Genomic DNA, 12490 nt, shown 5'->3' on the forward strand with positions numbered 1-12490 from the left:
ATGGATTTTCTGAACGCGATCGTCGCGATCCTCAACTATGTCTTCGTGCCAGCCACCGCCTATGGCGCGCAGCTGGCGCTTGGCGCGCTTGGCGTCACGCTGATCTACGGCATCCTGCGATTCTCCAACTTCGCCCATGGCGACACGATGGCCTTCGGCACCGCGATGACGATTCTCGTCACCTGGGGGCTGCAAAAGCTGGGCCTGCACTTTGGCCCGCTGCCGACGGCGCTGATCGCCCTGCCCTTCGGCATCGCGATCACGGCGGCTTTCGTGCTGGCCACCGACCGCGCGGTCTATGCCTATTACCGCAAGGTGCGCGCGGCGCCCGTGATCCTCGTCATGGTCTCGGTTGGTGTGATGTTCGTGATGAACGGCGTCACCCGCTTTGTGATTGGCGTGGATGAGATCCAGTTCACCGATGGCGCCCGTTTCGTCATCTCGGCGAAGGGTTTCCGCGAGGCCACCGGCCTGGCCGAGCCGCTGGCGATCCGCACCACGCAGGTGCTGACGGTGGTCCTGGCGGGGCTGGTCGTCTGGGCGCTGTTCTGGTTCCTCAACAAGACCCGCACCGGCAAGTCGATGCGTGCCTTCTCGGACAACGAGGATCTGGCGCTTCTGTCCGGCATCAACCCCAATCATGTCGTCGCGGTGACCTGGATCATCGCCGCCGCGCTCGCCACTACGGCGGGGGTGCTCTACGGCCTTGATAAAAGCTTCAAGGCGTTCAACTACTTCCAACTGCTGCTGCCGATCTTCGCCTCGGCAATCGTGGGCGGCCTTGGCAACCCGCTTGGCGCCATCGCGGGAGGCTTCATCATCGCCTATTCCGAGGTCGCCGTGACCTATGCCTGGAAAAAGGTCGCCACCTACGCGATCCCCGGCTTCGAGGCCGAGGGCCTGATGCAGCTCCTCTCGACCGAGTATAAATTCGCCGTCAGCTTCGCGATCCTGATCATCGTCCTGCTGTTCAAACCCACGGGTCTTTTCAAGGGGAAAGCGGTATGAGCCAACACCAACCCACCGCCGCAAAGGGTGGCGCGCTGCGTGCGCCGCTGTTCTTCCTGATCATGGCCGGGCTGATCGTGCTTGAGGGGATGACCTCGGGCTGGAACGGCGCGCTTGGCATTCTCAACATGGGCCTGATCTCGGCGATCCTCGCGCTTGGCGTGAACATGCAATGGGGCTACGCGGGCCTGTTCAACACCGGCGTCGTCGGCTTCATCGCACTTGGTGGCCTTGCCCCTGTGCTGATCTCCATGCCCCCCACGCCCGGAGCCTTCTCGGCCGGTGGCTGGCAGATTCTGATCGCGCTCTTGATCGCGGTCGCGAGCCTCGTTCTGACCATCTGGCTGAATGGCCGCCTCAAGGGCAAGGCGCGCGCGCTTGGCGTGATCGCCGTTCTTGTCGCGGGCTTCTTCCTCTACCGTGCGGTCTTCGACCCGGCGGTCGAGGCGGTCCAGGCGATCAACCCCTCGGCCCTTGGCTATCTCGGCGGTCTCGGCCTGCCGACACTCTTCGCCTGGCCTGTCGGCGCGCTTCTTGCTGCGGGCGCGGCCTGGGTTATCGGCAAAACCGCGCTCGGCCTGCGCTCGGATTACCTCGCCATCGCAACGCTCGGCATCGGGGAGATCATCGTCTCGGTCCTGCGGAACGAGGAATGGCTGGCCCGCGGCGTTCTGAACGTGAACGGCATCCCTCGCCCCTGGCCCGTCCCCTATGAGATCGCCGTTCAGGAAAGCCCTGCTTTCGTTGAACGCATGGCGGCACTCGGCGTCGATCCGGTGACAGGCTCGACCGTCCTAGTGAAACTGCTCTATACCGGGCTCTTCGTGATCGTGCTCGCGCTCCTGTTGATCGCTGCCCAACTCGCGCTGAACTCGCCCTGGGGCCGCATGATGCGCGCCATCCGCGACAACGAGATCTCGGCCGCCGCCATGGGCAAGAACGTCACCCGCCGCCACCTGCAGATCTTCGTCATCGGCTCCGCTGTGATCGGTCTTGCTGGCGCCATGATGATTTCGCTCGACGGCCAGATGACACCCTCCAGCTACAATCCGCTGCGCTACACCTTCCTGATCTGGGTGATGGTGATTGTCGGCGGCTCGGGCAACAACTGGGGCTCGGTTCTGGGCGGCGTGCTGATCTGGTATCTCTGGATCAAGGCCGAGGTCTGGGGCCCCAACCTCATGGGTATGATCACCGATCAGCTCTCCGATGGCGCAGTCAAACGGCACCTCGTCGATTCGGCGGCCCATATGCGCCTGATCGTCATGGGCCTCGTGCTGATCCTCGTGCTGCGCTTCAGCCCACGAGGGCTGCTGCCAGAGCGATAAGAACGAGCGAAACGGGGGGCCACGCGCCCCCCTTTCCTTTCTTCTTGGCCCAAATACCTCGGGGGTCCGGGGGCAGCGCCCCCGGCCTCTTGCTTTCCGAACTTTCCCCGCCTATTCCCCGCACATGACCCAGCACCAACGCCTCCTCATCATCGACTTCGGCTCCCAGGTCACGCAGCTGATTGCGCGCCGCCTGCGCGAGTTGAACGTCTATTGCGAAATCCACCCGTACCAGAACGTGACCGACGCGTTCCTGGCTGATTTCGCCCCCAAAGCGATCATCTTCTCGGGTGGACCGGATAGCGTCACCCGTGAGGGCTCTCCCCGTCCGCCGAAATCCGCCTTCACGCTTGGCGTGCCGATCCTCGGGATCTGCTATGGCCAACAGGTGATGATGCAGGAACTGGGCGGCCTCGTGGAAAGCGGTCATGGCACCGCCGAGTTCGGCCGCGCCTTCGTGACCCCCGTGGGCACGAACCTCGCCATTCTGGATGGCTGGTTCACCGAAGGGCGCGAGCAGGTCTGGATGAGCCACGGCGATCACGTCTCGCGCATCGCACCGGGCTTCGAGGTCTTCGGCACCTCGCCCGGCGCGCCCTTCGCGATCACTGCGGACGTGAAGCGCAATTTCTTCGCCGTGCAGTTCCACCCCGAGGTGCACCACACCCCGCGCGGCGCGAAACTCTACGAGAACTTCATCCGCCTCGCGGGCTTCACCGGCGACTGGACGATGGCCTCCTACAAGGATGACGCCATTGCCAAGATCCGCGAGCAGGTCGGCGACAAGCGCGTGATCTGTGGCCTTTCGGGCGGCGTTGACAGCTCGGTCGCGGCGGTGCTGATCCACGAAGCCATCGGTGACCAGCTTACCTGCGTCTTCGTTGACCACGGCCTGATGCGTCAGGGCGAGGCGGGCGAAGTTGTCTCGATGTTCCGCGACAACTACAATATCCCGCTGATCGCCGCCGACGAGTCCGAATTGTTCCTGGGTGAGCTCGAGGGCGTCACCGACCCCGAGGTAAAACGCAAGACCATCGGTCGCCTGTTCATCGACGTGTTCCAGAAATACGCCGACGAGATCGAGGGCGCCGAGTTCCTCGCGCAGGGCACGCTCTACCCCGACGTCATTGAATCGGTCAGCTTCTCGGGTGGCCCCTCGGTCACCATCAAGTCGCACCACAATGTGGGCGGCCTGCCCGAGAAGATGGGTCTGAAACTGGTCGAGCCGCTGCGCGAGCTTTTCAAGGATGAGGTCCGCGCCCTTGGCCGCGAGCTTGGTCTGCCCGAGAAGTTCATCGGCCGCCATCCTTTCCCCGGCCCGGGCCTCGCGATCCGCTGCCCCGGCGAGATCACCCGCGAAAAGCTCGAGATCCTGCGTCAGGCCGATGCGGTCTATATCGACCAGATCCGCAAGCATGGCCTTTACGACGAGATCTGGCAGGCTTTCGTCGCGATCCTGCCGGTGCGCACCGTGGGCGTGATGGGCGACGGACGCACCTATGACTACGCCTGCGCGCTGCGCGCCGTGACCTCGGTCGATGGCATGACCGCCGACTACTACCCCTTCACCCATGAGTTCCTTGGCGAGACCGCCACGCGGATCATCAACGAGGTCAAGGGGATCAACCGGGTCACCTATGATATCACCTCGAAGCCCCCGGGCACGATCGAGTGGGAATAAGCCATCAGGCCCGCGTCGCAAGATGCGGGCCTTTTGCTATGGAGGCGCCGATGACGCTGTATCTTTCCGGTCGTCTGATCTGTTCCGACGCAAAGCAGGCCGAAATCGTGCGCGCGCATCTGCCCGAACATATCCGCCTGACGCATCTCGAACCCGGTTGCCAGAGTTTTCAGGTCACCCAGACCGACGATCCGCTTGTTTGGATGGTCGAAGAGGCCTTCACTGATCGCGCCGCTTTCGAAGCGCATCAGGCGTGCACGCGCGTCAGCGACTGGGGCCATGCCACCACGGACATTCCCCGCGAATACGAGATCCGCGAGGATTAAGCCTTCGCGGCTTTCTTCGCCTCGACCACTTTCTCGGCCAGTTCCTTGGCGATGGCAAAGGTGCCCTTGATCTTGTCGTTGTCCGAGGTCCACTCGCGCTGGATCACCACCTTGTTGCCGTTGATCCGGGCCTGACCGCGCTGCGCCTGAAGAAACTCGACCAGCCCCGCCGGGTTCGGGAACTTGTCGTTGTGGAACTGCACCGTCGCCCCCTTCGGCCCGGCATCGAGCCGCGCGATATGGGCGCGTTTGCACATGCCCTTGATCCGAATGACCAGAAGAAGCGTGTTCACCTCTTTCGGCAACGGGCCGAACCGGTCGATCAATTCGGCGGCAAAGCCCTCCAGCTCGACCTTGGTGGTCAGGCCAGACAGGCGCCGATAAAGGCCAAGCCGCACGTCAAGATCGGGCACATAGACCTCGGGGATCATCACCGGCACACCGATATTGATCTGCGGCGACCATTCGCCATCGTCACCCGCCTCGGTCAGCTCACCCGATTTCAGCTTGGAGATCGTCTCTTCCAGCATCGCCTGGTACAGCTCGTAGCCGACTTCCTTGATATGGCCCGACTGCTCTTCGCCCAGCAGGTTCCCGGCGCCGCGCAGGTCAAGGTCCTGGCTGGCTAGGTTGAAACCCGCGCCGAGGCTGTCGAGGCTGCCCAGCAACCGCAGCCGCTTGGTCGCCTGCGGCGTCAGCGGCAGGCGCGGCTTGGTGGTCAGGTAGCAATAGGCGCGCAGCTTGGCACGCCCGACCCGGCCACGGATCTGGTAAAGCTGGCTCAGGCCGAACATGTCTGCGCGATGCACGATCATTGTGTTGGCGGTCGGAATATCCAGACCGGATTCCACGATGGTCGTGGCCAGCAGCACATCGGCCTTGCCGTCGTAGAAAGCGTTCATCCGGTCGTCGAGTTCCCCCGCCGCCATCTGCCCGTGCGCCACCATGTAGCTGACCTCGGGAACATGGGTTTTCAGGAACTCCTCAACCTCGGCCAGATCCGAGATGCGCGGCACGACGTAGAAGCTCTGCCCCCCGCGATAGCGTTCGCGCAGCAGTGCCTCGCGGATGGTGACGGCGTCGAACTCGCTCACATAGGTGCGGATCGCCAGACGGTCCACGGGCGGCGTGCCGATGATCGACAGATCGCGCACCCCGGTCAGCGACAGTTGCAGCGTGCGCGGAATGGGCGTCGCCGTCAGCGTCAGCACGTGGATCTCGGAGCGCATCTCTTTCAGTCGCTCCTTGTGCTGAACGCCGAAGTGCTGCTCTTCGTCGATGACCAGCAGGCCGAGGTTGCGGAACTTCACTCCCTTGGCCAGCACCGCGTGGGTGCCGATGACGATATCGACCGTGCCTTCGGCCAGCCCCTCGCGGGTCTGGTTTGCGGCCTTCGCGGACACGAAGCGCGAGAGCGGGCGCACGGTGATGGCGGTGCCGCGGAAACGCTCGGCGAAGGTCTTGTAGTGCTGGCGCGCAAGCAGCGTCGTGGGTGCGATCACCGCCACCTGCACGCCGGATTGCGCCGCAACAAAGGCCGCGCGCATGGCGACCTCGGTCTTGCCAAAGCCCACATCGCCCACGACCAGACGATCCATCGGGCGGCCCGATCTCAGATCCTCGACCACATCGTCGATGGCGCCCAACTGATCGTCGGTCTCGGTATAGGGGAAGCGCGCGGCGAAGGATTCCCACTCGTGATGCGGGGCCTCAAGGATAGGTGCTGCGCGCAGAAGGCGCTCGGCCGCGATGCGCATCAGACGGTCGGCAATCTGGCGGATACGTTCCTTCAGCTTGGCCTTCTTGGCCTGCCAAGCACCACCGCCCAGCTTGTCGAGCAGTCCCTCCTCATGCCCGTAACGGCTGAGAAGTTCGATGTTCACCACCGGAAGATACAGCCGGTCGCCGCCGGCGTATTCCAGCAAGACACAATCGAGCGGCGCGCCAAGCGCCTGCACCGTCTCAAGCCCCTTGTAACGCCCCACGCCGTGATCGACATGGACCACCAGATCGCCCGGGCTGAGCGAGGTCGCCTCGGTCAGAAAGTTCTCGGCCTTGCGCTTCTTCTTGGGGCGCGTCACGAGGCGGTCGCCCAGCACGTCCTGCTCCGAGATGACGGTCAGCCCGTCGGCCTCGAACCCCTGATCGAGCGACCAGATCGTAAGGTTGACACCCGGTTTGACCTCGCGCGCATCGCGGATCAGCCGTGCGCCGGTCAGGCCCTCATCTTCCATCAGCCCCTTGAGGCGCTCGCGCGCGCCCTCGGACCATGACGCCAGAACCACCGGTCCAATCGCCAGTTTCGCTTCAACATGGTCTTTCAGCGCACTGAAAAGGCTCACATTTTCAAGTTGCCGTTCTGGCGCGAAGTTGCGGCCGATCCGCGCCTCGGCGTTCAGGATACCCGGGCCTGGGGGTGCGGACAGCACCTGCAGGCGCAGCACCCGGCGCGTGGCCAGCGCGGCATCCCAGGCGGCCTCGGACAGATAGAGCAGTTCGGGCGGTGCGGGTTTATAGACGGTATCTACCCTGTCACGACGGGTCATCGCTTCGCGCCGCGTGTCATACTGATCGGCGATGCTTTCCCAACGCGCATCGCGCTGTGGGTCGATCTGGTCGTCAAGCATGATCGATGCCTCGGGGAGGTAATCGAAGAGCGACTCGAGCCGTTCATGGAAGAAGCCGAGCCAATGTTCCATCCCGGCGTGTTTGCGGCCTGCGCTGACGGCTTCATAAAGCGGGTCTTCTGCCCCGCCCGCGCCAAACTCCACCCGATAGTTCTGCCGGAAGCGCGTGATCGAGGCCTCATCGAGAATAACCTCGGAGACGGGAGCGAACTCGACCACCTTAAGCTGTTCGGTCGTGCGCTGCGTCACCGGATCGAAGCGTCGCGCGCCATCGAGCACATCGCCAAACAGGTCCAGCCGCACCGGCCCGGCCTCGCCCGGCGGATAAATGTCGATAATCCCGCCACGCACGGCATAGTCTCCGGGCTCGGACACGGTCGAGGCGGGCGAGAAGCCCATACGCGCCAGAAACTCGCGCAGCGCCTTTTCGTCGATCCGCCCACCGACCTTGGCGGTAAAACTCGCCCCCGCGACCAATTCGCGCGCAGGCACGCGCTGCATGGCTGCATTGAGCGTGGTCAGCAGCACGAACGGCCCCGGCACACCCGTCGCAAGCGCCGCGAGCGTCGCCATCCGAGCCGCCGAGACATCAGGATTGGGCGAGACGCGATCATAGGGCAGACAATCCCAGGCCGGGAAGTTCAGCACAACGGCCTCGGGCGCGAAAAACGCCAGCGCGGCGCGCATGGCCTCCAGCCGCCGGTCGTCGCGCGCGATATGCACGACGGGCCGCCCCCGTGCCAGTTCCTTGGCGATCAGTTTGCCGTCAAAGCCCTCGGGGGCGCCGGAAAGTACAAGATGCTCCATCGCGCTGAGGTATCCGCCTGCTGCCCGGTGTCAAGAGTGCTTAGCCGAAGGTCCAGAGCCGGAAGTTCTGGATCATGCCCCAAAGCGCCGTCACCACGATGGCGAGGATGCCAATCGCCTGAATCTTGAGCCGGTGATAGGCCAGCGCTTTGGCGATATCGTCTGGGTCAGGTTCGGCCTTGAGCGTCGCTTCAAGCCGGCCCGCCGCGCGCAGGCTCAGCAGCCCCACGCAGGCCAGCGGCAACAGGATCAACACCGTCGCCTGCGCGAATTCGGCGCCATAGCCGAAGCCAAGGATCAGCAAGGTTGTCAGGATGAAGGGCACCATAACCGCCAGCAGCATCCCGCCGTCGCGCCAGATGGTCAGAATGCGCGTGACGCTGACGCGGGTCATCGCCACCAGCTCGGCCCCGGCCTGGCCGCCCTTGCGCCGCGCACGCAGCACCATGTCGAAAGGCACGCCCAACACCCAGTGCGAGGCCGACGACCATGTCACCGCCAGCGCGATCCAATACCACAAATTGGAAAAGGAACGCATGTCGATGACGGAAAAGAGCGTATCGAGAATACTCAAAGGCGCCTCTGCCAATTGCTTTGGCCCGACACTAGACCATCGGGCGGGGCAGTCAAATTCTTAGCGCCGCAGAGCCGACGCTTTGACTTGTTCCGGGGCGCGATCCGTGGCACCTCCTTGAGAAGTCAGAGGAGTGAGAGCCATGAATCCGATCCTTCCGCCCTTCCCGCATACCCGCCTGCGCCGTATGCGCCGCACGCAGGCCCTGCGCGATCTGGCGCAGGAAAACCGGCTGAGCGTCAAGGACTTGATCTGGCCGATCTTCATCACCGATGTGCCCGGCGCGGATGTCGAGGTCTCGTCGATGCCCGGTGTTTTCCGCATGACGCTTGATGGTGCGGTGCGCGCCGCCGAAGAGGCCGCCAAGCTCGGCATCCCGGCGATCTGCCTATTCCCCTACACCGACCCCGCGGTGAAGACCGAGACCTGCGAGATGGCCTGGAACCCCGAGAATATCTCGAACCGGGTGATCCGCGCGATCAAGGCCGAGGTGCCCGAGATCGCGATCATGACCGATATCGCGCTCGATCCCTATAACGCCAACGGCCATGACGGGCTGGTGCGCGACGGCGTGATCCTGAACGACGAAACCGTCGAGTGCCTTGTGAAAATGGCAATCGCGCAGGCCGAGGCGGGTGCCGATATCCTTGGCCCCTCGGATATGATGGACGGCCGGATCGGCGCGATGCGCGCGGCGCTGGAGGCTGCGGGCCATTCCGATGTGACGATCCTGAGCTATGCGGCGAAATATGCCTCGGCCTTCTATGGCCCGTTCCGCGATGCGGTGGGGGCGACAGGTGCGCTCAAGGGCGACAAGAAGACCTATCAGATGAACCCGGCCAATGGCGACGAGGCGATCCGCCTGGTTGCCCGCGATCTGGCCGAGGGCGCGGATATGGTGATGGTCAAGCCGGGGATGCCCTATCTCGACATCTGTCGGCGCGTAAAGGATGCCTTCGGCGTGCCGACCTATGCCTATCAGGTCTCGGGTGAGTACGCGATGCTGATGGCGGCGGTGAAGAATGGCTGGCTCGACCACGACAAGGTCATGCTGGAAAGCCTGATGTCCTTCCGCCGGGCGGGTTGCGATGGCGTTCTGAGCTATTTTGCCCCTGCGGCCGCGCGTCTGCTAGCGCAAGGCTGATCGGCGAAGGCTTGCCGCGGCAGTCAAGAACAAGTGACAACGGCCCGTTTGTGCCCTATAAGTTGTGGCCAACGGGCCACGACAAGGCCCGATTCAAGAGCGGAGCAGCATATGACGAACCTTTCCAGACGCAGCGTCCTTGTGCTTGGCGGAGCGGGGCTTGGCCTTGCCGCCTGCGGTAATGGCATCGGCAGCAGCGGCGCCGCGCGGATCGACGCGCGGGTAGATGCGACGCGCGACTACCTGATCCAGAAATACCCCGGCACGCAGGATCTGATGCGCAAGGCCGTGGGGGTGCTTTACATGCCGCTGATCACCGAGGCGGGCTTTGGCATCGGCGGCTCCTATGGCCAGGGCGCTTTGCGGATCAACAATGTGACGGTCGATTACTACTCGGCGGCCTCGGCATCCTTCGGGTTCCAGATCGGCGCACAGCAATATGCCCATGCGCTGTTCTTCATGACCGAGAACGCCCTTGCCGATTTCCGCCGCGCCGATGGCTGGGAAGCCGGGGCGGATGCACGCTACGCCTTGCCCGACCGTGGCGGCGCGATCGGCGCCGATACGACGACCTCGCTCGCGCCGGTCATCGCGCTGGTCTTCGGTCAGGCTGGCCTGATCGCAGGCGCGACGCTGGCAGGCACCAAATACACCCGGATCATCCCCTGATCCGGGCCCCGGGTGCGCGTTCGTCGCGCGCCCTCAGCTTCCGTAGATGATGCGAACGTAGTTCTTGGTTTCGCGATAAGGCGGCACGCCGCCGTATTTTTCCACGGCCTCGGGCCCCGCGTTATAGGCGGCCAACGCCAAGCGCCAGCTGCCGAAGCGATTATACATCATGCGCAGATAGCGCGCCCCGCCTTCGAGGTTCTGGCGCGGGTCATTGGGATTGACCCCCAGATTTGCGGCCGTGCCGGGCATCAGCTGCGCAAGTCCGCGCGCACCCTTGGGCGAGACCGCATTCGGGTTCCAGCCGCTTTCCTGCTGCACAAGGCGCAGGAACAGATCCTCAGGCACGCCATGGCGGTTCGCGGCGGCGCGGGCGACCGGCATATACTCACCCTTGTAGCGCCCGGTGTAGCGCGGCATCGCGCCCGAGATCTCGGTCAGCAGGTCGGATTTCGGCTTGAGGCGCGTCGAGTTCTCATACTGCGTCGCCGCCCGGCTATCGAGCACGCGGGTCTGATTGCGAAACAGCATGGTGCGGGATTTGGAAGAGCTGCCGGACAGTGAAAGCCCCTCGGCATGGGCAACGGAGATTGTAACCGGCGCCAGACTCACCGTCAGGCACACCGCCATCAGACCGGCCAATTTCCGCATTGGTATCACCGCTCTCTGCCCCATTATGCGCGGCATTATACGCAAAAAGCCTTGCTTGGAAAGCGCGCCGTCAATGCCCTCGGCGGAGGCTGGCCGAGACCGCCTAAGGCGAGGGCGGGTCGCCGGTGCACCCGCCTCTTCTGATCGGGCGGACCATGCTCTATACCCGTTGGGACAAATCAGAATCGCCGCGCCTACTGGGACGCGGCCACCAAGGCGGAGGAATTCATGGCCGGCAGCGTCAACAAGGTCATTCTGGTGGGAAATCTGGGCCGCGACCCCGAGGTGCGCAGCTTCGCGAACGGCGGCAAGGTGTGCAACCTGCGCATCGCGACTTCCGAGACCTGGCGTGACCGCAACTCGGGTGAGCGCAAGGAACGCACCGAGTGGCATTCGGTCGCCATCTTCTCCGAACCGCTGGCGAAAATCGCCGAGCAGTATCTGCGCAAGGGCTCGAAAGTCTATATCGAGGGCCAGCTTGAGACCCGCAAATGGCAGGATCAAAGCGGCCAGGATCGCTACACGACCGAAGTCGTGCTGCGCCCGTTCAGCGGCAACCTGACCCTTCTCGACAGCCGCGACGGCGGCGGTGGTAGCCAGGGTGGTGGCGGCTCCTACGGCGGCGGCCAGGGCGGCGGCTATGATGAAGGCCCGTCCTACGGCGGCTCGTCGGGTAGCTCATCGGGCGGTGGCCGCTCGGATTTCGACGACGAAATCCCATTCTGATCGACGAAATTCAAAGGGGCCCCACGGGGCCCCTTCTCGCATCAGTCGAGCTTGCGCAGCCGTGCCAGCAGCGAGGACGTATCCCAACGCCCGCCGCCCATCTTCTGCACTTCCTTGTAGAACTGATCGACCAGCGCCGTCACCGGCAGGCTTGCGCCGGTCTCATTGGCCGTATCGAGACAGATCCCCAGATCCTTGCGCATCCAGTCGACGGCGAAACCGAAATCGTAGCGGTCCGCCTCCATGGTCTTGTAGCGGTTGGCCATCTGCCAGGAACCGGCGGCACCCTGGCTGATCACCTCGACGACGTCCGAAATCGACAGCCCCGCCTTTTCAGCGAAGTGCAGGCTTTCGGATAGGCCCTGCACGAGGCCCGCGATCGCGATCTGGTTGCACATCTTGGTCATCTGGCCAGCGCCCGACTCGCCCAGACGGCGGCAGATCTTGGCATAGGCGTCGATCACCGGCTCGGCCTTGGCGTAGTCATCCACTGCGCCGCCGCACATCACCGACAGCACGCCATTCTCGGCGCCCGCCTGCCCGCCCGAGACCGGAGCATCCACAAACCCCAGCCCGGCGTCTGCCGCAGCCGCCGACAGCTCGCGCGTGACGGCCGCCGAAACCGTCGTGTGATCGACAAAGATCGCGCCCTTCTTCATGCCTGCAAAGGCGCCGTTCTCACCCAGACAGACCGCGCGCAGATCGTCGTCATTGCCCACGCAAGCCATCACGAAATCGCAATCGCGCGCCGCATCGGCGGGCGTGGCCGCCCATTCGCCCTTGTGATGGCGCACCCAGGCCTCGGCCTTGGCGGCGGAGCGGTTGTAAACCGTCACCTCATGCCCCTTTGCCGCAAGGTGACCAGCCATCGGGAAACCCATCACCCCGAGCCCAAGAAACGCAATTTTCGCCACAGTCACCCCTCCGTTATCCGCGTTGAACATTCGCT

The 12490-nt window shown here is 64.0% G+C and carries 11 protein-coding genes; 7 read left to right on the forward strand and 4 right to left on the reverse strand.

Annotation, left to right across the window (positions count from 1 at the left end; translation table 11 throughout):
- From N3C64_RS00550 to N3C64_RS00565, 4 genes are all read left to right on the forward strand, one after another.
- Positions 1 to 1008, forward strand: coding sequence for a branched-chain amino acid ABC transporter permease (locus N3C64_RS00550; RefSeq protein ID WP_218629063.1), 1008 nt, complete (start codon positions 1 to 3; stop codon positions 1006 to 1008).
- A complete protein-coding gene (locus N3C64_RS00555) occupies positions 1005 to 2336 on the forward strand; it encodes a branched-chain amino acid ABC transporter permease (RefSeq protein ID WP_260010715.1) in 1332 nt (443 codons plus the stop codon). Before N3C64_RS00550 ends, N3C64_RS00555 begins: the two co-directional genes overlap by 4 nt.
- Positions 2337 to 2460: 124 nt before the next feature.
- Complete coding sequence (gene guaA / locus N3C64_RS00560) at positions 2461 to 4017, forward strand: glutamine-hydrolyzing GMP synthase (RefSeq protein WP_260010718.1); 1557 nt, start codon at positions 2461 to 2463, stop codon at positions 4015 to 4017.
- A gap of 50 nt (positions 4018 to 4067) precedes the next feature.
- Entirely contained in the window at positions 4068 to 4343 is a 276-nt protein-coding gene (locus N3C64_RS00565; protein ID WP_260010721.1) for a putative quinol monooxygenase, read from the forward strand.
- Here N3C64_RS00565 and mfd read toward each other — a convergent pair.
- Entirely contained in the window at positions 4340 to 7777 is a 3438-nt protein-coding gene (gene mfd / locus N3C64_RS00570) for a transcription-repair coupling factor (protein WP_260010730.1), read from the reverse strand. The two genes, N3C64_RS00565 and mfd, sit on opposite strands and share 4 nt — an antisense overlap.
- Before the next feature lie 40 nt (positions 7778 to 7817).
- Positions 7818 to 8351: a component of SufBCD complex gene (locus N3C64_RS00575; RefSeq protein WP_260010731.1), complete on the reverse strand. Its 534-nt coding sequence runs from the start codon at positions 8349 to 8351 to the stop codon at positions 7818 to 7820.
- A gap of 142 nt (positions 8352 to 8493) precedes the next feature.
- Between N3C64_RS00575 and hemB the strand changes: the two genes are divergently transcribed.
- Both hemB and N3C64_RS00585 read left to right on the forward strand, forming a co-directional pair.
- Positions 8494 to 9495: a porphobilinogen synthase gene (gene hemB, locus N3C64_RS00580; protein WP_218629068.1), complete on the forward strand. Its 1002-nt coding sequence runs from the start codon at positions 8494 to 8496 to the stop codon at positions 9493 to 9495.
- A gap of 111 nt (positions 9496 to 9606) precedes the next feature.
- Positions 9607 to 10164 (forward strand): lipid-binding SYLF domain-containing protein, encoded by a 558-nt coding sequence (locus N3C64_RS00585; protein WP_218629069.1) that lies wholly within the window; start codon positions 9607 to 9609, stop codon positions 10162 to 10164.
- Between the two features lie 33 nt (positions 10165 to 10197).
- On the opposite strand, the gene N3C64_RS00590 is transcribed toward N3C64_RS00585, so the two are convergent.
- The gene (locus N3C64_RS00590) at positions 10198 to 10815 is read right to left on the reverse strand and encodes a lytic transglycosylase domain-containing protein (protein WP_218629070.1); all 618 of its coding nucleotides are present in this window, start codon (positions 10813 to 10815) and stop codon (positions 10198 to 10200) included.
- 228 nt (positions 10816 to 11043) lie between these two features.
- Here N3C64_RS00590 and ssb point away from each other — a divergent pair, with 228 nt between their 5' ends.
- Positions 11044 to 11541, forward strand: a complete 498-nt coding sequence (ssb, locus tag N3C64_RS00595) for a single-stranded DNA-binding protein (RefSeq protein WP_218629071.1) — start codon at positions 11044 to 11046, stop codon at positions 11539 to 11541.
- A gap of 41 nt (positions 11542 to 11582) precedes the next feature.
- Here ssb and N3C64_RS00600 read toward each other — a convergent pair whose 3' ends face one another.
- Positions 11583 to 12455 carry an NAD(P)-dependent oxidoreductase gene (locus tag N3C64_RS00600; protein WP_260010733.1) on the reverse strand — a complete coding sequence of 291 codons (873 nt, stop codon included), beginning with the start codon at positions 12453 to 12455 and terminating at the stop codon, positions 11583 to 11585.
- Between the last annotated feature and the right edge of the window lie 35 nt (positions 12456 to 12490).

It is taken from the genome of Sedimentimonas flavescens, assembly GCF_025154035.1.
Taxonomy (GTDB): domain Bacteria; phylum Pseudomonadota; class Alphaproteobacteria; order Rhodobacterales; family Rhodobacteraceae; genus Rhodobacter; species Rhodobacter flavescens.

Bases quoted from the DNA above. Each gene is read 5' to 3' on its own strand.
- N3C64_RS00550 (WP_218629063.1), top strand. From the start codon at position 1: ATGGATTTTCTGAACGCGATCGTCGCGATCCTCAACTATGTCTTCGTG.
- N3C64_RS00555 (WP_260010715.1), top strand. From the start codon at position 1,005: ATGAGCCAACACCAACCCACCGCCGCAAAGGGTGGCGCGCTGCGTGCG.
- guaA (WP_260010718.1), top strand. From the start codon at position 2,461: ATGACCCAGCACCAACGCCTCCTCATCATCGACTTCGGCTCCCAGGTC.
- N3C64_RS00565 (WP_260010721.1), top strand. From the start codon at position 4,068: ATGACGCTGTATCTTTCCGGTCGTCTGATCTGTTCCGACGCAAAGCAG.
- mfd (WP_260010730.1), bottom strand. From the start codon at position 7,777: ATGGAGCATCTTGTACTTTCCGGCGCCCCCGAGGGCTTTGACGGCAAA.
- hemB (WP_218629068.1), top strand. From the start codon at position 8,494: ATGAATCCGATCCTTCCGCCCTTCCCGCATACCCGCCTGCGCCGTATG.
- N3C64_RS00585 (WP_218629069.1), top strand. From the start codon at position 9,607: ATGACGAACCTTTCCAGACGCAGCGTCCTTGTGCTTGGCGGAGCGGGG.
- N3C64_RS00590 (WP_218629070.1), bottom strand. From the start codon at position 10,815: ATGCGGAAATTGGCCGGTCTGATGGCGGTGTGCCTGACGGTGAGTCTG.
- ssb (WP_218629071.1), top strand. From the start codon at position 11,044: ATGGCCGGCAGCGTCAACAAGGTCATTCTGGTGGGAAATCTGGGCCGC.